The sequence below is a fragment of the Nostoc sp. JL23 genome (genome assembly GCF_017115065.1).
Taxonomy (GTDB): domain Bacteria; phylum Cyanobacteriota; class Cyanobacteriia; order Cyanobacteriales; family Nostocaceae; genus Nostoc; species Nostoc punctiforme_A.
Window position 1 is genome coordinate 110,884 of record NZ_JABXKN010000014.1, and the last position, 24,923, is coordinate 135,806.

19 protein-coding genes are annotated in these 24,923 nt (G+C 40.2%); 10 read left to right on the forward strand and 9 right to left on the reverse strand.

Going from position 1 to position 24,923, the window contains the following annotated elements:
* The first annotated feature begins 117 nt into the window (after window positions 1–117).
* Window positions 118–1,020: a gamma-carotene 1'-hydroxylase CruF gene (gene cruF / locus HWQ42_RS01260; protein ID WP_292808586.1), complete on the forward strand. Its 903-nt coding sequence runs from the start codon at window positions 118–120 to the stop codon at window positions 1,018–1,020.
* A gap of 50 nt (window positions 1,021–1,070) precedes the next feature.
* Here the strand turns inward: cruF and HWQ42_RS01265 are convergent, their stop codons facing one another.
* Together HWQ42_RS01265 and HWQ42_RS01270 are read right to left on the reverse strand one after the other, a co-directional pair.
* Window positions 1,071–3,434, reverse strand: coding sequence for an NACHT domain-containing NTPase (locus HWQ42_RS01265; RefSeq protein ID WP_292808588.1), 2,364 nt, complete (start codon window positions 3,432–3,434; stop codon window positions 1,071–1,073).
* 776 nt (window positions 3,435–4,210) lie between these two features.
* Window positions 4,211–5,305: a hybrid sensor histidine kinase/response regulator gene (locus tag HWQ42_RS01270; protein ID WP_292808590.1), complete on the reverse strand. Its 1,095-nt coding sequence runs from the start codon at window positions 5,303–5,305 to the stop codon at window positions 4,211–4,213.
* A gap of 595 nt (window positions 5,306–5,900) precedes the next feature.
* Between HWQ42_RS01270 and HWQ42_RS01275 the strand changes: the two genes are divergently transcribed.
* From HWQ42_RS01275 to HWQ42_RS01315, 9 genes are all read left to right on the forward strand, one after another.
* On the forward strand, window positions 5,901–6,620 hold the full coding sequence (locus tag HWQ42_RS01275; RefSeq protein ID WP_292808592.1) for a response regulator transcription factor: 720 nt from the start codon (window positions 5,901–5,903) through the stop codon (window positions 6,618–6,620).
* A 186-nt stretch (window positions 6,621–6,806) separates the two neighbouring features.
* Entirely contained in the window at window positions 6,807–8,495 is a 1,689-nt protein-coding gene (locus HWQ42_RS01280; protein ID WP_292808594.1) for an NAD(P)H-quinone oxidoreductase subunit 4, read from the forward strand.
* Window positions 8,496–8,710: 215 nt separating this feature from the next.
* Window positions 8,711–9,817, forward strand: a complete 1,107-nt coding sequence (locus HWQ42_RS01285; RefSeq protein WP_292808596.1) for a hypothetical protein — start codon at window positions 8,711–8,713, stop codon at window positions 9,815–9,817.
* Window positions 9,818–9,829: 12 nt separating this feature from the next.
* Window positions 9,830–10,384, forward strand: coding sequence for a hypothetical protein (locus tag HWQ42_RS01290; RefSeq protein ID WP_292808598.1), 555 nt, complete (start codon window positions 9,830–9,832; stop codon window positions 10,382–10,384).
* Window positions 10,385–10,748: 364 nt separating this feature from the next.
* Window positions 10,749–11,663, forward strand: a complete 915-nt coding sequence (gene thrB / locus HWQ42_RS01295) for a homoserine kinase (RefSeq protein ID WP_292808600.1) — start codon at window positions 10,749–10,751, stop codon at window positions 11,661–11,663.
* A 29-nt stretch (window positions 11,664–11,692) separates the two neighbouring features.
* Complete coding sequence (locus HWQ42_RS01300) at window positions 11,693–12,205, forward strand: hypothetical protein (RefSeq protein WP_292738145.1); 513 nt, start codon at window positions 11,693–11,695, stop codon at window positions 12,203–12,205.
* Between the two features lie 551 nt (window positions 12,206–12,756).
* Window positions 12,757–13,293, forward strand: a complete 537-nt coding sequence (locus HWQ42_RS01305) for a universal stress protein (RefSeq protein WP_292808655.1) — start codon at window positions 12,757–12,759, stop codon at window positions 13,291–13,293.
* Window positions 13,294–13,681: 388 nt separating this feature from the next.
* Window positions 13,682–14,047, forward strand: a complete 366-nt coding sequence (locus HWQ42_RS01310; protein ID WP_292808602.1) for a DOPA 4,5-dioxygenase family protein — start codon at window positions 13,682–13,684, stop codon at window positions 14,045–14,047.
* Window positions 14,048–14,455: 408 nt separating this feature from the next.
* A complete protein-coding gene (locus HWQ42_RS01315; protein ID WP_292808604.1) occupies window positions 14,456–15,859 on the forward strand; it encodes a hypothetical protein in 1,404 nt (467 codons plus the stop codon).
* A gap of 229 nt (window positions 15,860–16,088) precedes the next feature.
* Here HWQ42_RS01315 and HWQ42_RS01320 read toward each other — a convergent pair whose 3' ends face one another.
* The 7 genes from HWQ42_RS01320 to HWQ42_RS01350 all read right to left on the reverse strand — a co-directional run bounded on the left by HWQ42_RS01320 (window position 16,089) and on the right by HWQ42_RS01350 (window position 24,774).
* Window positions 16,089–16,394: a hypothetical protein gene (locus tag HWQ42_RS01320; RefSeq protein ID WP_292808606.1), complete on the reverse strand. Its 306-nt coding sequence runs from the start codon at window positions 16,392–16,394 to the stop codon at window positions 16,089–16,091.
* 252 nt (window positions 16,395–16,646) lie between these two features.
* Window positions 16,647–17,243 (reverse strand): dephospho-CoA kinase, encoded by a 597-nt coding sequence (coaE, locus tag HWQ42_RS01325; RefSeq protein ID WP_292808608.1) that lies wholly within the window; start codon window positions 17,241–17,243, stop codon window positions 16,647–16,649.
* 55 nt (window positions 17,244–17,298) lie between these two features.
* Entirely contained in the window at window positions 17,299–18,888 is a 1,590-nt protein-coding gene (gene cobA / locus HWQ42_RS01330; RefSeq protein WP_292808610.1) for a uroporphyrinogen-III C-methyltransferase, read from the reverse strand.
* 62 nt (window positions 18,889–18,950) lie between these two features.
* Window positions 18,951–20,177, reverse strand: a complete 1,227-nt coding sequence (locus HWQ42_RS01335) for a tetratricopeptide repeat protein (RefSeq protein ID WP_292808612.1) — start codon at window positions 20,175–20,177, stop codon at window positions 18,951–18,953.
* Between the two features lie 563 nt (window positions 20,178–20,740).
* Window positions 20,741–22,894 (reverse strand): hybrid sensor histidine kinase/response regulator, encoded by a 2,154-nt coding sequence (locus HWQ42_RS01340; RefSeq protein ID WP_292808614.1) that lies wholly within the window; start codon window positions 22,892–22,894, stop codon window positions 20,741–20,743.
* Between the two features lie 413 nt (window positions 22,895–23,307).
* Window positions 23,308–23,781: a tetratricopeptide repeat protein gene (locus HWQ42_RS01345; RefSeq protein WP_292808616.1), complete on the reverse strand. Its 474-nt coding sequence runs from the start codon at window positions 23,779–23,781 to the stop codon at window positions 23,308–23,310.
* Window positions 23,782–23,784: 3 nt separating this feature from the next.
* Window positions 23,785–24,774: a homogentisate phytyltransferase gene (locus tag HWQ42_RS01350; protein ID WP_292808618.1), complete on the reverse strand. Its 990-nt coding sequence runs from the start codon at window positions 24,772–24,774 to the stop codon at window positions 23,785–23,787.
* Window positions 24,775–24,923: the final 149 nt, after the last annotated feature.

Below are 24,923 nucleotides of genomic sequence, written 5' to 3' on the forward strand. Positions count from 1 at the left end.
TAACAATCCTGATCTTGCTTTTTTATTACTTTTTCAGCAACCCCTAAATATGTTCTTAAACTTTTGAAACTTTTAACAGTAGAGTCGCTGCGTGTCATATCTTGTTAAGGAATTATCATGAGACAACTTGTTATTGCTGAACGCATAAGCCTTATTGGTCATATCGTGTCAATGATATTTGGATTGGTAGGGATATTACTGGTTGTACCTAATGCCCAAGTAATTTTCGACTTATCTGAGGTTGGACAAACTGCTATGCAATGGAGTATGGCAGGAGGCGGTGTAGTTTATATGATTTTAGGCGCGGCAGGTGTTTTTTTGTATGCCACGCGGACTTTGGGTTTAAGTCGCGCTTTGGCATTTCTGTTGCCATCTGTATTTATTTCTCTAGGAAGTGAATTACTAGGAACCAGTACTGGTTTTCCATTTGGCCATTATAGTTACCTAAGCGGTTTAGGTTATAAGATTGCGGGTTTAGTCCCATTTACAATTCCCTTGTCGTGGTTTTATTTGGGATTTGTTTCTTACCTACTGGCACGTGCAGGTTTAGAAGTGGACAAAAAACCCAACTTGTGGCGTCATATAAGTGCGATCGCTTTGGGTGCTTTGTTACTAACCTCCTGGGATTTTGTTCTCGATCCCGCAATGAGTCAAACTTCCCTGCCCTTTTGGTATTGGCAACAACCAGGCTCCTTCTTTGGAATGCCTTACCAAAATTTTGCGGGGTGGCTGGGTACTAGCTCAATATTTATGAGTGTGACTGCACTGTTGTGGAGAAATAATCCAATTAACTGGGAGCGATCGCAACTTAATATACCTTTTGCAGTTTATTTAAGTAACTTTGGTTTCGCTACAGTCATGAGCTTAACAGCTGGATTCTTTGTACCCGTGTTGTTAGGCTTATTACTGGGTGTCACTCCCGCAGTGCTGCTGTGGTTGAAAGGCTCATCTACACCTGTCCAAGTTCTCATTGAACCACCAGAAATCTCTGTAGCTAGAGTCAAAATTACAGCGAAATAGAAAGGGCATTGGGCATTAGGCATTAGGAGTGCTGAGTGCTGAGTTAGGAGTTAGGAGTTTTGTTTACCCTCTTGTCCCCTCATCTCCCTCACTCCCCCTGCTCCCTGCCCCCTGCCCCTTGCCCCCTGCCATTCCCACTTAGAGAGTTCTTTTATCGGCAACAACAAACTAGCTTCAATCTCCTGCCGCACAACGTCTGTGATTTCACAGTTGCTATTAAGGCAATCGATAAGCAACTGATTGGCATCGTAATATTGTTGTAATACTTGTTGTTGCTGTGGGCTGAAATGCCAGTGATGCTGAATGTTTCGATACTTCGCGATCGCAGTTTTTAACTGTTTCATCCAAGCAGAATAACTTGTTTGCCACCATGTCTGAATCTTTTCTCTACTTTGTTCTGGATTGGGCAGTAGGTCTTTAAGTTCTTGTAAAGCTTGATGTAAGCCAGCATCTTGAACAATTACTAAAGCACTACTCAGAGCATCGTTGCACTCATAGACATCGGCAAAATTAGATTCGCATTCCATTACTAGGTTATCTAATGCCGCATTCAAAAAAATATCTCGCTCGAAGATGCAGACCAGGGCAAAGTACGGGGTAAGGTGAGGAGTCCTAGCCAGGGCAAGATAAAACGCCCGAATTGCAGCAGACTTAGGAGCAGCAAGAGACTTTTGACTTGCCCAAGTTAAAAATTGTTGCAAAGATGGATCTTGAGCCGCTAGCGCATCAACTTCTTGCTTCATCAACTGCACGAAAAAATCTGCATTCCGTAGCATAGCAACCGTTAACAAAAAGATTTCACGCCACCTCGGTTCAGTAATATGAGTCACCAGACGTTCTAACGGTTGTTTTAATGCTTGTAAATTATAACTGGCAACAATTTTTCGAGCAGTCAGGTATTCTTGAAACGTCAAATAAGAGAAAGAGAAAATCCCCCGCACTCGTTCTGCTAGTAATCCATGTTGCAACTCTATCGCCTGAAGTACCCCTTCACTATCTAATTCCAATTCCTCTGGTTCTGTGGAAGCATTCGGCAAATCACTGATATAATCGCTAATGTATTGCTCAACAATGCGTTGTTCAAAAAAGTAATTACCCTGCTCAAATGTCGCGCTAGCAACCTGACTCAGCAACTTAAGTTTTTGTGGTAATGAAAAACCTTCATACACTTCATCCCGCTCAATTGCTTTAGTTTCGTCCCATTTGCCCAGGAGCAGGTCTAAACACTGCTTATAAAACGCAGCTTTTTGGGTTGGAAATTTGTTCTGGTGATGAAAAACCCAGCAGGCGAGATGCAAAAACAAGGGAGTAACAGCAAGTCTTTGAAATTGTAAATTTTCGGGCAAATCTAGTTTCTCAATAAACTCAAATGCCTGTTCTTGTTTATTTTGGATGTTCGTTTTCGTAACTGCTGTAAACCACTTCTGAGCAAAAGCAACAATTTGATCTTGACTAAAAGGGGCAATTTCAACATCTGTAAAGCGTCTGAGGTTGAAAGCTTTAGCTGCTGTGCGGCAGGTGACGACAAACATATTCTTTTGATACTTTTCAGATAGTCTGCGAATCTCATTGACGACACTAATGCTCTGTTGATGGAGTACTTCATCTAATCCATCCAGCAACAGCAATACTCTGCCCTCCAACAACAAAGTTTCCAGCACAGATGGATCTGAAATTCCACAGGTGAAGAATTCTTTGCAAATATAGTTGAGTAAATAGAACTCTCCTGCTTCTTTAGATTCGTCGGCAAAATCTCTTAAGGTGACAAAAATAGGAACCCGATTTGCAGCAAATCTCCCTCGGTTGCATTGAATCGCCAGATGTTGTAAAAAAGTGGTTTTACCTGCTCCCGGTTTACCCAACACCCGCAGCTTTGAGTAAGTTTGAACTGCCGTGATCCCCGCCATTTGTGTCTGGGATACTTCACCTAAACCAAAGCGATCAAATTCTTGTGATGTAAAGTTTTGCAAATCAGCAAACTCTAACCACTGAAGGCTCGCAATCTCCTCCAAAATGTTGACATCGATGTAAATGTCGTCGATTCTAACCGGGCGAGTAACATCTAATAACTGCAAAGTGCCGCACTGGTCTTGAATTTTGTCAAAGCGTTGCGATCGCACTTGTTGTACTAGAGCATCAATATCCAAAAATTCCGCAGCACCAAGTTCTTTTGATTCAGGGAATTCTTCTGGAGGATTAGCCGCAATCTCCCGCCAATTCAACGACAATACAGAACAAATTTCTATAAAGATATGACGCTCAACAGGACGCCCACTAAAAAACCGCCAAATTGGTTGGCGAGTCTTTAAGTTAACTTCAAAAGCCAAATTTTCTTGTGTCCACCCCTTATGAGCGAACGCTTTTTTAGCTTGTTCAATCCCGGTGAGTGATCCCTGGAACGATCGCTTGACCATAGGAGCTTACACACATCAAATAATAATTCTTCAAGTTGACATTATTGCAACATACAGTTTTGGAACTACTTAGAAACTAAGTGAACTATTTTGGCTATTTTTAAATGTTAATGATTTATTTCAAGCATCTTCAGCCAACATCATATATTTGGATTATTAGCAATATAAATTAACTTTTTAAAGTATATTTTATAACTTTGTATTTGGTGTTATGGAAAGTTTTTGTATATCTAGTAGCTTTGTGCTGCGGGAAGTCCAAAGTTTATGTACGATTGAGTAATCACAATTATTGTACCACTTTCAAGAAACAAGGCAGGAGGCAGAAGGGAAGAGAATTTGACTTGTTTCTTCCATCCATAACGGAAGCGATCGCGTCCGTAAACAGCTTCTGTAGGCTTGTGTATGAAAATGCGCTAAATCATATTAGAGCTAAAGTACAAGAAAGAAAAACGAACCGCATACTCCTACGGAGAAGCAAGCTACGCGTAACGTCTCGTAGAGAAGGACGTAAAAGACACAAAAAAAATAAAGAAAGAAAGAAGAAGTAATAAACACGCCTGCCCTGGCGAATGGAAGTCGCGCGCCAGTTGCTCATGGGGGAAACCCCCATCGCCTTGGCGTCTCCCCTTGGGAGAAGACCGCACTGGCTTGGCTATACAAACAAAACCCACCTGCGTGGGTTTCAAATTCTTCGAGTCCGCGTAGGCGGACTTCGTTTGTGTAGCTGCGATTTCTAATCGCCTGGTATATTTGCAAAGGTGAGATGCTCCCTACTTTTAGTTTTTGCCAGCCACAGGTAGACGTATAGTAAATGTACTACCCTGTCCTGGTTCAGATTTCACATCGATTGTGCCTTGATGTGCTTCAATAATGCAGCGAGATAAATATAGTCCCAAGCCACTACCAGAACGTTGGTGTTTCCCTTGACGAAATCGCTCGAATAATATTGCCTGATCTGGTTTAGAAATTCCTGGTCCTGTATCTTGGATATCAATATTTACAGCTACCGGAGTCAGATAGCAGTGAATATTTACAGAACCTTTGTCTGTAAACTTGATGGCATTGCCGATAAGATTTGTCAAAACTCGCCGCAGTTCTAAGCGATCGCCCATAATTATGCTTGCAACTTCACTTCGATCAATATTTACAGTTAATCCTTTTTCTTCAGCTAAAGGAGTTAATTCTTGGGAAACTTCACTAACTAATTCCTGAATATTGCAGGGAGAAATTTTTAAGGTTTTACAGCCCGCTTCATGACGATAAACTTCTAACAAGGTATTTACCATTTCCAGCAGGTCTTGATTGCTGCCAATCATGGTATCAATTATCTCTTGTAATTGTGGTGAAACATCGCAAAACCTCCCTTCCAGCAATAATTTTAATACGCGGTTGGAGGCTACTAGCGGTATGCGTAAATCGTGAGTAAAACGCGAGACAAAATCTGCTCGAAGGTTCGCCATCTGATCTCGTTCGTCGATACTATGCTTGAGGCGCAGGAGCGATCGCACCCTTGCATGTAGTTCATCAGGATCGAATGGTTTGCGAATGAAGTCATCTGCACCAGCGTCGAGTCCTTCAACAACGCTAGACTCATAGTGAGCCGTGAGCAGCAGAATCGGGATAAATGGCAACGCCTGATTCTGTCGGATACGCCGAGTAAATTCATAACCATCTAGCTCCGGCATCATCACATCTAAGAGAATTATGTCTGGCGGTGACTCCTCAACCATAGCCAGAGCAATCTTACTATCTTCTACCAAGCTAATTTCATAGTCCTCATCTTCTAGGACTGCTTCTAAGACAAGTAGATTGTCAAAAACATCATCGACAACGAGAATTTTATCTTTTTTGACAGTTTTAGGTAAAGACATGGCTAAATAAAAAAAGAAGTGCTTGGCTATCCCGAGCAAATCTAGTAATAGCTTACTTCACTAGCCCTGAGATTATTAAGGATTAACATTTTCTTTTAGAGTTTCCTGAGTTAAATACCTTTTTTCTACGTAATTAAACTGCTTTTTCCTGTATTTTATGTGCTATTTATTTTAAATAGAATATTTCTTTACAAGTATCTTATCCGCCTGAATTATCCAATTAATATCAGTGCCTGGGTGTTATAGTGAGTTACTTTAGTCATTTTTCGATGCATAATCCTACTCAAATCAAAGGTAACTACTTAATAGTCACCTATTTTTGCTTGCTACCAGATTTTTAATTAAAGATTGTATATCATAAAACATCGATCGTTAAGTTAATCTATAAAAATATTTATATTTTCTGATTGAATTATGTTGTCATATCGAAACTCTTGCCTTAGAAAAGCTTACGAGATAAGGTTATTTATGTCTAATGGTAGATGAAGTTCAGGAAATAATACCAAACTCATTGCTTTTTGTATAAGATCCCGAATAGAAGAACGAGATTATTTTAATCTGTACTTTAGATAAATAATAGTAAAGTTAAGCAACTATGAGTGAAATCAAGATCCTTGTGATTGAAGATCACAACCTGACAAGAATCGGCTTGCGGTCTGCCTTACAAACCCAGCCAGAGTTCAACATTGTTGGTGAAGCAGCCAATGCAGCCGACGGACTCAAGCTTCTGAAAACTCTCAAGCCGGATGTTGCTACTATTGACATTGGTTTGCCTGACATGGATGGTATTGAGCTAACACGCACATTTAGGCAATATCAGGCAGAGAATGAGGACTACACAACAAAGCTGCTAATTTTAACGATGCAAAATAGCGAACAAGCAGTTTTAGCAGCATTTGCAGCAGGTGCAGATTCCTATTGCATGAAGGATATAGAAACTGAGAAACTAGTAGAAGCTGTGCAAACGACTTATGCAGGTAGCTCATGGATCGATCCAGCGATCGCAGACCTTGTACTACAACAAATACGTCAAGATTTCCCCGATGGCAGCAGAGGCGCATCTGGAAAAAGAGTCTTAATTGAAGGTATTGACCCAGATACAGAGAAAAGTATAGTCAGCTATCCTTTAACTCATAGAGAGATGGATGTTTTAGAGTTGATTGTTGCTGGCTGTGACAATGCAGAAATTGCTAAAAGGCTCTATTTAACAGTCGGTACTGTCAAAACTCATGTTCGAGGTATTCTCAATAAACTCTGTGTCGCTGACCGAACACAAGCTGCTGTCCGTGCTTTGCGGGCGGGATTAGTACCGTGAGTAAGTAAATAGCTACCATCAACTGCGTAGACAAGAACACTTAACAAATAAAAATATTTCTTTCCCAGTCTCCAGTCAATTGTTTTTCGGTTAAAGCAATTAACTGGGACAAAGATTTATGAAGAAATTGTTACAAAGTTTAGTAGAATGACATAATTGACTAAATAAGTATTTTTATATACATACATGATAGCGGATCAATTTCCCTGGCTTACCGCGATTGTCTTACTGCCACTTGTTGCTTCCCTGCTCATCCCTGTGTTGCCTGATAAAGATGGTAAGCGCGTGCGGTGGTATGCACTGGGTGTAGGTATTGCAGATTTTGCCTTGATGTGCTATGCCTTTTGGAAGCATTACGATGCCAGCAGTGCTAGTTTTCAAATGGTAGAAAATTATGCCTGGGTGCCTCAGTTAGGTTTTAACTGGGCGGTATCAGTCGATGGACTTTCAGCGCCACTTGTGCTTTTAGCCGGATTTGTCACCACACTCTCGATATTTTCAGCTTGGCAAGTCGATCACCGACCTCGCCTCTTCTATTTTTTAATGCTGGTGCTGTATTCGGCACAGGTAGGGGTGTTTGTTGCCAAAGACTTGCTGCTATTTTTCATTATGTGGGAAGTAGAGTTGATTCCCGTCTATCTACTAATCTGCATTTGGGGTGGGCAAAGGCGTCGTTATGCAGCTACGAAATTTTTGTTGTATACCGCAGCAGCTTCTATATTTATTTTAGTGGCAGCCCTGGCAATGGGGCTATACGGCGGCGGTGATATGACATTTGACATCACCGCCCTCGCCAGCAAGGAATATCCCCTTAGTCTACAACTGCTACTTTATGCAGGATTGTTGATTGCATTTGGTGTCAAGCTTGCTGTTTTCCCGATGCATACTTGGTTGCCTGATGCTCACGGCGAAGCATCCTCTCCTGTATCGATGATATTAGCTGGTGTGTTGCTGAAGATGGGCGGATATGGACTGATTCGCCTGAATCTTGAGTTGCTTCCCGATGCACACATTTATTTTGCGCCGGTTCTAGCCATTCTCGGTGTTGTCAACATTATCTATGGTGCATTGAACTCCTTTGGTCAGACCAATATGAAGCGGCGTTTGGCTTATTCGTCGATTTCTCACATGGGGTTTGTACTGCTGGGGATTGCGTCCTTCACTGATTTGGGAATCAACGGCGCGATGTTACAGATGATTTCGCATGGTTTAATTGCATCGGTGCTGTTCTTCTTAGCAGGTGTTACTTACGATCGCACCCACACAATGGTAATGAAAGATATGGGCGGTGTTGGTCAAGCCATGCCCAAAGTCTTTGCCTTGTTTACAATCGGAGCAATGGCATCCCTAGCACTTCCCGGAATGAGCGGCTTTGCTGGCGAACTCTCCGTATTTGTTGGGATGACAAGCAGTGACGTTTATAGTTCGACTTTCTGTACCGTAACAGTTTTTCTCGCCGCAGTTGGAGTTATTCTTACACCGATTTATCTACTTTCCATGCTGCGAGAGGTATTTTATGGTAAAGACGCAGCACTGCTATGCGACATTAATAATTCAGGCTTGGAAAATCAAGAAGATGACGGAACAGTTTGTTTTGGTACAGATTGTCTCGTCCCAGAAGATGCAGTGTACGAAGATGCTAGACCCCGTGAGGTGTTTATCGCTGCCTGTTTTCTGCTGATGATTATTGGTATTGGTTTCTATCCCAAGATGGCGATGCAGATGTACGATGTGAAGACCGTTGCAGTCAATGCTAATCTTCGCCAGTCTTATGCCATAGTCTCGCAAAGCAATCCCCAGATTTATGCTAAGGGACTCTTAGTTCCGCAAATTTCCGAGGTTGAGGTAGCGCCAGTTTTGGGAACTTTGAAGTAAGTTAGGGAAAAAAGTGATCGCTTTTAATGTTGAGGCGATCACTTTTATACTAGAATTGTGCGATCACACGGGATGATAAAAGATCAGTTTGGTGGCATAAATCAACTTAGAAAACTGGTATTGACAAAATAAAACTTTTACAGAGTAGATTTTCAATTAAAAAAAATTGTATTAACATAGGGATTAAAGTAATATTTATAACATTTATTATAACTATGCGAGACGCAGATAATGATCGTCGCAGAAATCGTCCTATCAATAATCCTAACCCACCTGCGAAAGAACCACTTTCTTATCATGAGCTTCAAGATAAATGGAAGAATGCTCGTGCCGATGCACTTCGATGGGAGCAACGTGCAAAAGAAAATCAGAATGCAGCATCTCAACTAACTCAAGTTCAGCAAGATATCCAAACTTACCAAGTTGAAGTTAACGAGTTAAAACAGATATATTTGAATGAACAAAAAAATTATCAGCAGGTTTTATGCCTCTACAACGGAGAAAAAACTAGAGCAATTGAATTAATTGCCCAACGTGATGAATGGCAACAACGTGCGAAAGAAAATCAGGAAGCTGCATCACAACTAACTCAAGTTCAGCAAAATATCCACACTTATCAAGTTGAGATTAACGAATTAAAAGAACGCATAGCAAACAATTATTTAATTTATCTTGATGAACAAGAAAATTATCAGCAGGCTTTAAATCGTTACAATGAAGCAAAAACGAAAGCAGTTGAATTAATTGCCCAACGTGATGAATGGCAACAACGTGCGAAGGAAAATCAGGAAGCTACATCCCAACTAACTCAAGTTCAGCAAGATATCCAAACTTACCAAGTTGAGGTTAACGAATTAAAAGAACGTGTAGCACATAATTACCAGATATATCTTGATGAGAAAAAAAATTATCAGCAAGCTCTACATCGTTACAATGAAGAAAAAGCAAGAGCAGCTGAATTACTTGCCCAATATGAAGAAATGAAGTCTGAGCGAGATAACTATTTAACTCTATATAATGAGGCACAAACACAACTTAAATTTGAGCGACGTTCCAAGGCTGGTATTAAGGGATGGGAAACTCGTCGTAAAGGCGAGAACGAAAAGCTAAAACGGGAAATTGCGGAGATGGTCGTTCTGCTGCGTGAATCCTTCGCAAGTAAGGATGATGCTATAAATAACCTCTACGTTGTAGCAAAACGCATGGATCGTATTCAATCTCTAGTAGATTCGGTGGAAGAGGAAACAACAGGTAATCCTCTCGGTCTGGTACAAAAGTTTAAACGCATCTGGCTTGCTATTAAAGAGATACTTTCGGAATAAACAAGCATCTTTATGAGCAAAAAATCAGCATCAAACATAGGAAATCAAAGTAAAACTAAGTTAGGGGAGCAAATTCGTAATATTGCCGATAGACTTAAACAAGAAAATGAGGTGCAGATCAAAGCCACCTCTCGTATTTTGGGGGCTGCGGCTCAAATTTCCGAAAATCATGACCGACTCATTAATGAGGTAGTTGATATGGTTGAGGAAGACCTTAATAAACAAACTCAGACGTATCAAAAGGAGATTCATACGGTTGATATTTTAAAGCAACAGTTTAAAACATTACGTGAAGCAAAAGATTACTTTAAGCTGAAAGCAACTAGTTGGGAATCCCTCGCTAAAAAATTAAATGATTCATCTTCTAAAAAGCCTGTATCTGAAACTCAAACTCAGTCTTATCAATTTGTTGAAAGTAACGGTATGGGAAAATTTGAACATGATGGCAAAATTTATGAAGGTTTGATAGTTAATTTAGAAGAAGATGTTGCAGAAATATTTCCCAATGCTCAAGCAGTAAATGAAGCTCTACGTTTTCTAATTAGAGTTACGAAAAAAAGTTGCTAAAAAAAAAGTAAATTTAACAGTCTAATATTTATAATTAATTTTATAGGAAAGTTGCATTCGTGCTTTCCAAGACTTACTCAATATTAAACTCCAATAAACGTTGTGTTTCAGGAAATTAACTTAATTTTTATGTATATTAAATTCCTTTTGAGACTGACATTTGTAGATTGAGTGGAGTGATCGCATAATCCAAGCATTTAAATTCCCATAGTAGAATTTTGCTAGAGCCACAAGCACTGAAACTCAAGGTTCGGAGGATAGATTAAGGAAAAGTAAATCAAAGTATCCCCAGTAACGCTTAAAAACTCGCCCCAAACTGCTACCAATACATGGGATGCTAGTTGATGATTACTGAGTTTTACCCATGTCTGTTGTTTCTACCATTACTGTTACTGTTCCCGCCACAACTGCGAATTTGGGGCCAGGTTTTGATTGCATCGGTGCAGCTTTAAAACTGTACAACGAGTTCAAGTTCACTCGCCAAGAAGAGGGTGGGCTAACTATTCATGTCACTGGTACAGAAGTTGAACGAGTCCAAACTGATGAGAGCAATCTCCTTTACCAAGCGTTTGTCAAGTTCTATCAACATATAGAGCAGACACCGCCAACTGTAAAAATAGAGATTAAGTTAGGTGTCCCGTTGGCGCGGGGTTTGGGTAGTTCGGCGACAGCAATTGTTGGTGGGTTAGTTGCGGCTAATCAACTTGAAGGTACGCCTATGAGTCAATCGCAGGTGATGGAGTTAGCGATCGCAATGGAAGGACATCCTGATAATGTAGTTCCAGCTTTGTTGGGAGGATGTCGTCTTGCTGCTACTAGTGGCGCAGGTTGGGAAATTTGTGATGTTCCCTGGCATAAAGATGTTGTACCAGTTGTAGCTATTCCTAATTTTGAACTTTCCACTTCCGAGGCGCGGGGCGTTCTGCCAACTGAAGTGAGTCGTGCGGATGCGATTTTCAATACAGCCCATTTGGGATTATTGTTGCGTGGCTTGGAAACTGGTAACGGACAATGGTTAAAGACAGCTTTGCAAGATAGATTGCATCAGCCCTATCGTAAAGCTTTGATTCCTGGTTATGATGCTCTCAACATCGCAGTTGTTAGTGCTGGTGCTTATGGTATGGTGATTAGTGGTGCGGGGCCGACACTGTTAGCTTTGGCAGATCAGTTATACTCAAAGGCTGTGGAGGCGGCGATGTTAGCTGCTTGGCAAGAAGAAGGAATTACAGCCGAGGTGCGATCGCTTTCTCTCGATACCCAAGGCGCAAAAAGCTTTTAATATTTTACTCAGCATTTAAAACTCGATTTATGGAGCAAACTCAGGCTGAAATAGCCGCATTTAACTCTCAAATTCAGGCTCTTTTAGAAGAACGCGCTGCACTCACTATAAAAAATAATGTCATCTGTGGCGAGAATGATTCACCCCAGGCGATGGTGGAAGCTTACCGCCGTCAAGCCAGAGAAAATGCCCAATTATCAGTTGAACTCCAAGGCATAGATGCAGCGATCGCCGCCTTGGAAGGCCAGATCAAACAAAAACAAGGGAAGTTAGTGCGTTGGCAAGGTGAATCCAAACAACTTATCCAACAGCAGCAGCTAGAGGAAGCGAAAGAAGTGGCTCAGGTTCATGCTGAACGCATTAATCAACTAGCAAGTGAACTGGCCGCAGAAGTCCGTTTTCTTAAGGCTTGTGCCAATCAATTGAGTCCAATGTATTGGCAGATTTATTACAAGCCCTTTATTACTGGCTTTAAGACAATCTCCGTTCCCTATGTCCGCTCTGATGGAGAAGTGTGGACAATTGTCAACCGGATTGTTTAATGCTTTAGCCTTTTCGGTTGTATGCAATATATTGACTTCTCTCCTTTTAGGCTATCCATTACCCGGATATTTCTCAACAAAAATATAACTTACTTAAAACAAGAGCAAAAGCATTGATAGGTATCCACTCAAATTATCCAGTTTGTAGTTAGCGATCGCCTAGAAAATTTTCGTCATTTACATTCTTCTGCTTTTGTCAAATATCCACATATCGCTTTGTTCTACAATCCTGTTCCTGACTTATTTATAGAAATCTTAAGAAAAATGTGACTAATGCATAGCAACTTTGAGAGAAGGATTTAGGCTAAGGGTCTAAAGATATTTCTTCCAAAATGGGATGCTCCCTGATGCTCAAAGATAAATGCTAGCTTTCCTCACAAGTTCCTCAAATTGTTCTGCTATAAATATAAATATAGGGCGAAAACCTTTAAGAGATTTAAAATTCAAAAGTAGTTAAACATAGTTGAGGGATTAGTCATGTTTGACAATCCAGCATCTGGAAACCTGAAACCGTAAAGACCAATTACCAATGAAATCGGAGGTCTATTATGATGTTTAAAAAGATTCTAGTTGCATTAGATCGCTCGGAAATAGGGCAACAGGTTTTTGAGGAAGCGTTGGATTTAGCAAAGTTAACACAAGCTAGCTTAATGCTACTTCATGTCCTATCTTCCGAAGAAGAGGGTAGTCCTTATGCTCCTATGCTGTCTAATATGGACTACTATCCAGGATTGACCAGTCAAAGTTTTGAGTTATACCAACAACAGTGGGATACCTTTAAAAATCTAGGAATCCAGATGTTGCAATCTTTCTGTGTCCAAGCAAACACAGCAGGTGTGACTACGGAATTTACACAAAATGTTGGTAATCCTGGTCGCATTATTTGTGATTTAGCCCATAGTTGTGACGCTGACCTAATTGTTATGGGGCGTCGAGGTCATTCTCGGCTGATGGAACTATTTCTCGGTAGTGTGAGTAACTATGTTCTTCACCATGCTCCTTGTTCAGTGCATGTTGTGCATCTTTCAGTTACTCCTAAAATAGATGAAGTTGTCAAAGAAACTACAAGCGCTTTCAGCGTTAACTAACTACTAAGCTATTCCACATTTACAGCAGTTTTCATGTATTTGAACCACACCTGTCGTAGGGGCGCAAGGCCTTGCGCCTCTATCGCGTGGTCTATTTACCTGAAAATAGCTGTAACTTGCATAATTAGGGTGGGTAAGAATTCGGCGTGAGTCCTACTTCTCTGCGAGAGGCTGCGCTAACGATAACGCTCAGTATGCTGTCTACCCCACAAAAGTTAATTATCTCAATCGACAATCTCTGTAAATTCAATCTCCACAAACGATCCTTAGCTACACTGTATTGGGCTAAAATTAAAACGTAGGCGTAGCCCGTCGTAGACATCGCTTTTTTAGTAAGAAATAAAAAGCCCGCTACCCAAAATTAGAGTTGAGAGCGAAAAGTGGATCTATGGAAGAAGATACTATCGAGATCACTGGTTTTCATGCTCATGTTTACTTCGATCCTGCGAGTCGGGATGTCGCTGCGCGTGTACGTGAAGGATTAGGCGCTAGGTTTGACGTGCAACTCGGACGCTGGTTTGACAAGCCCATCGGCCCCCATCCAAAAGCGATGTATCAAGTTGCTTTCTTACCGAATCAGTTTGATAAAGTTGTTCCTTGGTTAATGCTCAATCGTGAGGGATTAGATATTCTCGTCCATCCTGAGACAGGGAATGCTGTGGCAGACCACGCAGTTCATTCCTTATGGTTAGGAGAAAAGCTAGATTTGAATATTGAGTTTCTTCAACAGCTTAGTCCTACTTTATCTAATTAAGGAAAGTAAACGACTTTGTTGGGTAAAAGTTTTGCTTTGAGGCATAAAACTTTTTCTATTGTGACTAATTCTGGTGAAATGGAAAAGTGTAATTTCTTAAGTGCCTATGCATAGGGGCTTTTAGCGGTTTGCTGCAAGCATCGCAATAAAGGAAAAATAGATAAGTCGAGGCTTAGACCTGACTCAAACTTAAGCTAAGTGTAGCGGAAAATTGCTTCTATTTTGGTCTCTTCAAGTGGAGCAATTTTCTAACAGAGATGTAACATTCAGCATCTACAAGAATTGGTATTAAACTCTTTGATTTGCAGATAACTTTTTATTAACACTTCGTTGAAAATATAAATAAGACATCCATTTTGCAGAATGCTATGCTGTTAATCAGCATTCTCATAAAAATAAATTTATCTGATGAAAAACATCTCTGCGAAAGGAAAAAATGCAGGTATTTCCCAATTTGGCAAGCCTAATTTCAGAGTCACGAAGAAACAGATTTTATTTAGTACCTTTATTCTCTGCCTTGGTTTGCTGGGACTAGGTGGTTTCTGGTTTCAATCAAGATATAAACTTGATAATCAGATGAGTATAAAACTACAAGAATTATCTAATGTCGATTATCCAGCCAATCCCGCACCATTAGGAAAAAACTTTAAAAGATATTCTAATCGAAAATTAACACTTATTAAGAAAGATGATACACATTTTGATTTCGTACTAGAACCAACAGGCAAAAATACGGCAAAAATAGTTATAAAAAATGTTGATTTAGAGCTATTAGTTCCTAAAGCACCAGAATGGGTTAAAAAAGATCGAGGTTTAGAAATAATTGCTTTTACAGATAGGGAGTGGAATAGACAACAGATCAGTTTTGCTGCTAATTCGCAAAATATAGAAATTGTTGGAGGAGATGGTTTTGAAAAGCAAAACATTGTAGAGATCGCTGTGGCTAATAATTGCTTAAATGCCGGATTTTGGGAAATTTTACTTTTTACTAAAGAGGATAACAACAAATCCCTTTATTATCAAAGTTGGTTTACATTTCCGATTGGACATTACAAAAATATTTTTGAAAAAATTAATAAGATTTCATATTGGCAGCATTGGTGGAAATTAGAACACTGGCAAGATCCAAGTGGCACAATAGTAAAAACTAATCTTCTTAGAAATGTAATCAATCAAAAAGAAGTTGCTACTCAATTCCCTCTTGATGAGAGGATAATTGTATCAGGAGAGCAAAGTAGAAAAGTTAGAACTACGCTAGCAACCAATATCACTAAATGGGGAGATTTTTACGACGTTAAAAATGAAGTTAAATTTGCAAGTTTTCGAGCGCCAGGATTTTACGACCAAAATAAGCCTTGGGGAAATCAATACTGGAGAATAGGCAAATTTGATAAAGCCATTTTAAGGAACATTCAACCAATTGGTGTTGAACAAAATTTACAGGAAATTGAGCTAGGATTCACAGATACCAAAACTGGTGAAAAAAATAGATTATTCATCAGTGGCGTTAATCTGAAAACGCTTCCTCAATTGCCTGTAAAAGATTATTCCAAAGGCTTATATATGCCGATGGGAATTGGGATACCTCCTTTTTATCAAAGCTATGAAGAATTAACTAAAAATCATCCAGATGTCAGCCCCTACTTCAGTTTTTTACTAGATTCACAGGAGCGGTGGATAGATCATCACCACTTAGCAGTTGATGGTTCAGTGATGCACCTTGATAAAGATAACCCAAATCTTTTGCATCTTTACTTGCTATCCTATGAAAGAAATACTTTAATAGCTCATTTTTTGATTGATTTGACATAGATTTAGCTGTTCTAGATTGAGTGAGGTATAAAAACCTCACTCCCCTGATCACAAGCTAGGAGACGACTATGATGTACCTTACGTTTACTATTATTTAGTAAGAGAAGGAGAATCCTTTAAATAATTGGTCTTTCAAGACGCGATTTATCGCGTCTCTACATCAGAATTTTGTTGCTCATTCTGAACTATATTGAACTCTAGAATTGAAGCAACTGGTTAACTTAAATATTTAGTCATTCGGTATTTGCTTAAGTAAAGCTATCCACATATCAGATGGATCGGAGTAGTAATCAATTTCTTCAACTTGATATTGATAAGATTCACAACCTTCTCGTAAAATAATGCGATCGCAGGCTTTAACGCCTCTCCCTACTCCAGTCATATATCCAATTGTTCCTTCATGAAGGCGCTCAAATATATAGTCGCCTCCCCAAAGTTGTTGTCTGTAATCATGGATTTTATTCTTTTGTTTTAATTCTTTTTCTGGAGAGATAACCAAAGCTAATTTATTAAAAAAACTAAAACTTAAGTTCATACCTATTATGATTGAAGAGAAGGCACTTAAAAACAATTAAAAAATAGAACTAATAATTAATTAAAAAGTCCATTAACCTAAATTTACAGTATTATTAACCGCACATTCAACTGTAAAATCACCGAACTGTTGGACAATGTTTGGTGAGATATGAGTTTTTTGCTTAACTATATAGTATTAAGCAATAAGCTTTTTATATCTCGAAAAGGTCATAAATATATATACATATATATATTTTAATATCAATATACTCTAATCAATATTTGTAGTTCCTAAAGCTGCATCTACCTGTTTCAGTAGTATTTCTAGGGTAGAAGAGTTATCTAAAACAACATCTGCATGAGCCGCTTTTTCTTCGATGGATAACTGGCTGTTAATCCTGACTCGTGCCTGTTCTGTATTTAAATGGTTTCGTTGTATCAATCTTTGTAGTTGTTGCTCTTGGGAACAACGCACTACCCAGATTTCTGTTACCAAATCAGTCATCCCAGCTTCAAATAATAGAGGTACTACTAACACCAGTATTTTTGACGAAGACTGAGCAATGGCTTTGAGGAAGCGATCGCGCACATCAGGATGAATCAAATTGTCTATCCAGTTGCGTTCATCTTGACGATTAAAGATAATTTCACCTAGCTTTTGGCGGTTGAGGCTGCCATCTGGTAGTAAAATTTGTTCGCCAAAACGTTGAGCGATCGCACCCAAAATAGGCGAACCTAAAGATACTGCCTCTCTAGCATAAATATCTGCATCCAAAATCGGCAGGTTATAAGTGCTAGCTAAATAATTGGTGACAGTAGTTTTGCCTGTGGCAATACCTCCAGTTAAGCCGATTATACGTTTTGTCATTTGTCATTTGTCATTTGTCATTCTCCTCTGCCCCTCTGCCCCCCTGCTCCCTAACCTACGAATTTGTCGCCCATGCGATCAGTGCTTGGGTTAAACCATCTAAAGTGTATTCTTCGGCTTCTACATCCACACGTCCGAATAAATCATGGCAAGTTTTGGAGGTTTGGGGGCCGATCGAGGCAATACAAACTCCCTCTAATAATTGGCTAGCATCAGAGTTGTTGGAAAATATATTATTAGTAAGTTGACAGAAAAATTGTACAGTTTTAGAACTGGCAAAGGTGATTGCATCTACTTTGCGGTTTTGGAGAGCTAACTTTGCCGCAGGTGGAATACTACTAGGACAACAAGATTGATATGCCGCAACTTCTATCACCTTTGCTCCCTTGAGAGTTAATTCCTTAACTAAAACTTCTCTGCCGCCGCTTTCAACTCTGGGAAATAATACCTTTTTACCATCTAATTTATCTGGAAAATTTTCCACTAAAGAATCGGCAACAAAGTTGGGGGGAATAAAATCTGCTTGCAGAGAGCGTTGTTTGAGACTTTGGGCTGTTTTCTCACCAACGACGGCAATTTTGATGCCAGCTAAAGCACGGCTATCTTTACCTTGGGTAGTTAGCCTTTCAAAAAAGTAGTCTATGCCATTGGTAGAAGTGAAAATTAACCAGTCAAAGTCAGATAAATGAGCGATCGCATTATCCAAAGCTTCCCAACTGGAGGGCGGGCCGATTTCTAAGGTAGGCATTTCGATGACTGTTGCACCTGATGCAATGAGGCGATCGCTAAATTGACTAGATTGGCCAACTGAACGTGTTACCAAGATCATTTTACCAGTAAGGGGAGATCGGGGGAAATTGCTTGACATAGCAGGAAGGCTAAAAGTTTTGGCTGTAGTAGAAACCTGACAATCTATTCTCTCAGGTTGTAAGTACTTGCGTAGCCCAACAACTTCGCCAATTACAATTACCGCTGGAGAAAGGGATAATCCGGCGGTTTGTTCCAGAATATTGCCCAGTTGCGCCGTCCAAATTTGTTGATCTGGAGTTCCTGCCCAACGGATGATGGCAATGGGTGTTAAATGCGATCGCCCGTGTTTTACCAGTTGATCTATAATCTCTGCTAGATGTTGCCCTCCCATCAAAATTACCAGTGTATCTAACCGTGACAGCGCCTCCCAGTCTAAAACCTCTGGTTCATGAGCTGTAAGCACTGCAAAACAGCGGCTTAACACCGGATCTGTCAGGGGAATTCCTGCCAACAAAGGTGCTGCAAGGGCTGAGGAAATTCCTGGTACTAGTTCAAAATCACAACCAGATGCTTTCAAGGCTTCAATTTCGGAAGTACAACGCCCAAAAATCAACGGATCACCTGACTTGAGGCGTATAACTTGTTTTCCTTGCAGACAGTGCTTTACTAGTAACTTGTTAATCTCTGCTTGGCTTGTACTGGGTTTGCCACCGCGTTTACCGACATCTAACTTCAGGCAATCATCTGGTACGCACTGCAATAATTGACCATCTACTAAAGCATCATAAACTAACACCTGAGCAGCAGCTAAGAGATTGTAAGCTTTTACTATCAGGTATGCCGCATCTCCAGGCCCAGCACCTACGAGGTAGACTTTGCCTCCGTCATTTGTCATTTGTCAGTAGTTATTCTCCTCTGCTCCCCTGCTCTTCATGCCCCATGCCCCATGCCCAATATTCAATTCGTTTGGGTATTAATTTTTTGGATTAGCCGATCGACTTGCTCAACCATCTCCTTGTTTTTCTCAGCTTGGAATAATTCTCTGGCTTTTTTGAGATTAACGATCGCTTCTTTTGGTTGTTGTTCTCTTCCCAAAGTGATTCCCAAATTATAGTAAGTGAATGCATCGTTGGGTACAAGGCTAATGGCTTTTTTGTAATGTGCGATCGCTTCTTGAGGTTTACCTCGATCGTCCATTGCATTTCCTAAACCTGTGTAAGCTTGTGCGTGTTTGGGATCGAGGCGAATCACTTCGGTATAGCCAGCGATTGCTTCTGTTAGCTTGCCTTGAGCGTAAAAAGCACTTGCTAAATTATAGTGAGCGTCTGCATAGTTGGGAGCGAAGCTGATGGCTTTTTTGTAATGTGCGATCGCTTCTTCTAGCTTGCCTTGAGCGTACAGAGTATTTCCCAAAGCATTATAACCCGCTGGATTTTTCGGAGCGAGGCGAATGGCTTCGGTATAGTTGGCGATTGCTTCTGCTGGCTTTCCTTGAGCATACAAGGCGTTTCCTAAGTAATAGTAAGCGTCTGCATAGTTAGGATCGAAGCTAATAGATTTTTTATACTGAGTAACTGCTTCTGCTAGCTCACCTCGATCGTACAGAGCATTGCCTAAACGGGTGTAAGTCGGCGCATAATCTGGTTTGAGGCGAATTGCTGCTGTATATTCGCTGACTGCTTCTGTGAGCTTGCCTTGAGCGTAGAGAGCATTTCCTAAGTTATAGTAAGCTTCAGCATACTTGGGTTCAAGGCTGATGGCTTTTTGATATTGGGCGATCGCAGCTTCTAACTGATTCAGTCTTGCTAAAGTCAAACCGAGATTAAAATATGCTCTAGAGTCTTGAGGATCGAGACTAATGGCTTTATTGTATTGAGCGATCGCTTCTTGTGGTTTACCTCGATCATCGAGAGTATTTCCCAAGGCTATATAGGCTTGTGCAAAATTGGGTTCTAGTTCAATTGCCTTCCGAAAAGCCGCCTCCGCTCCTTTTAAATCTCCCTGTTTATAGAGATTGCTTCCTTGCTCGAAGTTAGCAACTGCGTTTTTGTTCCGAATAACTGCGGACTGAGTATTTTGAATCTTTGCTAAAATAACGCCAACATCTTTACCAAAGGCAGTATTCCCATTACTCAAACACAAGCAGATAATAGCTGCTACCAGTAGATTCTTGTTTTTCAGCATTTTTATTACCTTACCTGCTTGGATTACATACTAATATCAAGTTCGGCTAATTGCCATCATAAAAATACCCCATCTCAGCCCTTCCTTACTTGCTATTCGGGGAGCAAAAGCGTAGCTTTGGCGGAGTTATAGCAGGAATTATAAGTGATTAAACTAACTTGATACAAGTGTAATCTCATATAAATGGCTATTTGTATACAATAGACATTTCCAAGCCCCTCTCCAACCTTGGGAGAGGGATTTAGAGTGAAAGCTATTTGATTCATGCAATGAAGTCTAATAGTTGGTGCTTTATTAAAACTAAAAAGTCGTTTGTAGGTCAATAGGCTTGGGTTAAGAGTTATTGATGTGGACGATTGGTCTTTCAAGACATGATCAATCGTGTCTCCATATCTCAATACAATTCAGTTAATAATTTCTTCCTTATTTCTTCCTTCTCTTTCCTTTGCGTACTTTGCGCCCTTTGCGGTTCGTTAGAAAACTTACTTTGACAAGCGTTAAGCCTTAACTGAACCGTATTGCTCTATATCTGGGTTTTTGGCTTATCTGAACTGTATTGCTTTTTAGGTAATTGCTGACACTTTTGTTTCCATCAGTTTAACAATGGCTGCAATTAATTTTTCTGGGTTCAGAGGTTTGGATAAATGCATCTGAAACCCAGCTTTTAAGGCTTTTTCGTGGTCATTGTTTCTCGCAAAGGCAGTCAAGGCAATTGCTGGAATTTGTCCACCTTGTTCTGGTGTTCGAGTTCTCACTTCATGTATTAACATATAGCCATCCATATCGGGCATACTAATATCGCTGACTAACACATCTAGCTTGACCTCTGCTAAAGTTTGTAATGCTTCATCAGCGGAAGAGGCTGCCATCACAAAAGCCCCTTCTTGCTCTAATACAAAAGCAACAAAATCTCGTGAATCAGTATCATCATCGACAACTAAAATCCTGATGTCATTCAGAGGTAAGGATTTAGTAGCTAAGAATGCAGGGTAGTTTTTTTCATCCGTCAGCCTTGGACTTGCATCTGGTAGAAGCGGTAAGCTAATAGTAAATATTGCCCCTTTACCCTCACCGTGGCTATCTGCTTTGACAATGCCACCATGCATTTCGATGATATTACGCACAATTGCTAATCCCAGTCCCAATCCACCAAACTTTCTTGTAGAGGTGCTATCTGCTTGGCGGAAGTAATCAAACACGAATGGCAAAAAGTCAGCGCTAATTCCTTTACCCGTATCGCTAAGGATTATTTGAGCATAGCCATCAGTTTCCTGAAGTCGCACTTCTACCTTTCCCCCTCTGGGTGTAAATTTGATTGCGTTAGAAAGGAGATTCCAGACGACTTGCTGCAAACGAGTCGAGTCGCCCATAATTTGCCCTACACCCGGTTCAAATACTGTATTCACCTCAATCAACTTTGTTTCTGCTGCTAACTGCATTGTCTGTAGTGCCGACAATATCGTAGACTTTAGATTAATCTTCGTAATATTCAGCGTCAGTTTTCCTTGTAAAATTCTGGAGATGTCCAGCAAGTCTTCAATAAGTTGGACTTGTAAGGTAGCATTTCGCTCGATTGTAGCTAGTGCTTCAGATGTCTTTGTTTGGTCTAATCTGCGGGTTTGCAACAACTTTGACCAGCCGAGAATTGCGTTGAGTGGAGTGCGTAGTTCGTGAGAGAGGACGGCTAAAAATTCATCTTTAATTCGATTGGCTGTTTCTGCTTTCGCTCGTGCTACTTGCTCTAATTCCAGCAGGTGCGCTCGTTCTTCAAGTATTTGTTTTTGTTCGTGGATATCCGTACAAGTTCCAAACCACTTGACTACAAAACCTTGCTCATCTTTGAGTGGTAAACCTCGCGCTAGCTGCCAACGATAGGAGCCGTCAGTAGCTCGTTTAAAGCGATATTCATTGTTATATATAGTGTTATTTTTTACAGCATCAGACCACACTTTATCAGCTCTTTGAACATCATCTGGATGCAATGCAGCCAACCAACCAGAACCCAAAGACTCCTCTAGTGTTAGCCCAGTGTATTCGCACCAATTTTGATTAAAAAAATCACATTCACCGTTAGGTTTAGTTGTCCATACTAGTTGAGGAATTGCCTCAGCCAAGTAACGGTAGCGTTCTTCGCTTTGTCGGAGAATTTCTAAGATGCGTTGACGTTCAAGAATTTCTTGTTGTAATTGCTCGTTAGTCTTAGTAATTTCATTGGTGCGAACAGCAACCATTTCTTCGAGATGATTCTGGTATTTTCGCAGTTCCTCCTCTACCGATAAGCGTTCGGTTATTTGTGTTTGAAGTTCTTGATTTGCTTGTTCTAATTGAGCAGGGCTAGGAAGTGCCAGTGCTTGTGGAACTAAAGGCACAAGTTCTAATGCTGTAATTACAGATATTGTTGCAGTTACTGCTTTGAGAAACCCCGACACCCAATAGGTTGGATGCCAAAGTGTCCAAATCTCCATTAAATGAGTAGTACCACAAGCTACGATAAATCCACTAAACAGCAAAAAAATCCAATCAAAGGGCAAATCTTTTCGCTTGCGGACAAAGTAGAAGAGTGTAGCTGGAATTGAGTAATAAGCTAGTGCAATGAATGCGTCAGATAATATGTGTAACCAAACTAAATTCGTTTGCCATAGATAGCAGTGTCCATGTGGAATAAATGATTCTGATGTCAAAAAGTTAGTCCACAATTCTGATATTATATTTGACATAAAGACTGGATTGTTTAATCTATAAAATCTACTACTAAATCTCTACCCTTGCTGAATACTATTCTAGTACCAAAATATTAGTGAGACAGTGTGTCTAATTTATGTACTGCTTAAATAAACTACAATATGTCTTTACAAAACAAAAAGGCTGTTAGTATCATGGCTATTTTGCAAACATAAATCATTTAAAATTCCCAATATTTTTTCTTCTAAAGCCTAAATGAATTAATTGTGGCTATGGAGCTTGTGGCACATCCGATTGCAATCGTAATAGCTGTGAAGAGATTGGTCAACATAATTATGGTATACAATACTAAATCACCAAATAAAAACCATTCTCACCATGATGATGGGAATGGTAAAAAATTAGGAGACACAACAGGAAAATTTAATCTCTGCAATTCTGATTAAAGTTAAGATTCACTTGACTTAGCACTCATTTTATCTAACAGTTGAGTGATTTTTTTAGCTTTTTCAGGTTGGCGCTGTTTTTGTAATAAATCTTTAGCTTGTTGCAGGTTAGTTTTAGCTTCTTCTTGTCGCTCTTGCTGCATGAGGATATTCGCCAGACGCAAGTAAGCATCAGGATTTTTCGGAGTGCGGCGAATTACTTCCCGAAATAATTCTGTTGCTTCTTCTACTTGTCCTTGCTGGTTTAAAACATCTCCCAAAAACAAGCGCACTACATCATTAGTAGAGTTGATGGAAATCACTTTGCGAAAAGCCGCTTCTGCACCTTGGTAATCTTTTGCTTGGGCAAGATTAATACCTTTTTGAAATAAGTCTGAGGTGATCAAAGTTTTCCAAGCGAAATAGCCAAGGATTGACAGACTCAGAACAACTACAACAGCAGCGATAATCGAACTAGTGGAAAAGGTTTCTAGCATTGTCTAAGCCAAGAGACAGGCGATAGGAAAAATCAGATATTCCATAAAAAAGAGTTTCCAGATAAATTGGTAGAATTGAGCGATCGCACTTTTCTCTTGTAAGTCTACCGTCAAACTCCGCAACCACAGCCAAGCCAACAGCCCCAAATGAGTCACTACCAGGAATATAGCGTTAACTGAGGCAACGTGTAGCACCCCAACCAGAATTATTCCTAGATAACAGGCAGTTATTACCCAAAGAGACAGATTGAACACAGCTTGGGGTCCAAGTTTGATGGTGAAAGTAGTAATATTGTAGAGGCGATCGCCTTCCATATCGGGGATATCTTTAAAGATAGCGATCGCAAAGGTAAACACCAAAATAAATAATGTCAACACCCACACCACAGGCGGAATTGTTTGGCTTTGTTGCAACGCCCAACTGTAATGCAGATATAGCCCTAAGTTAACAATCGTACCGCGCACCGAAAAAATACATAGCGCCGCCCAAATGGGAAACTGTTTTAAGCGAATTGGTGGTAAAGAATAAGCAGTACCAATGGCTAAACTAATTGCTACCATACCTAATAAAAATGGGCCAGTTAGCCACGCCACAACCATCGCCAAAATCCCAGTAGAAGCGACAATTAATTGCCCAGTTTGCTGGGAAAACTCACCAGACGCTAAGGGTAAATGAGGCTTATTAATCTTGTCAATTTCTACATCTTCTAATTGATTCAGCCCCACAATATAAACATTGCCACACAGACAACCAATCCATGCACCGAAGACAGGGAATAGGGAATACGTAGAGACGTGATGAATCGCGTCTGTAGAGATATGATTAATCGCGTTTCTATTTATAGCAATGGCAATTAAATATAAACCCAAAACACTCAGACTTGTACCGATAATCGTGTGAGGGCGAGAGAATTTCCAGAAGGCGTATAACCACTGGAAATATGATTGAACAGGTTTGCCTGGTAAAGGGCTGTTTTGAGAACTTTGGCTCATGAGTAGCTTAGATACAGTATTCTGGTTGGTTGTTAATCATTGTCACAGAATTTGGTCATTAGACTTCTTTCATGAATCAATGAGCTTTCATCCTTCTCCTACGTGCCCTCTGCGGTAGCCTGCGACAAGCTGAAGCGTCTACGTTATTC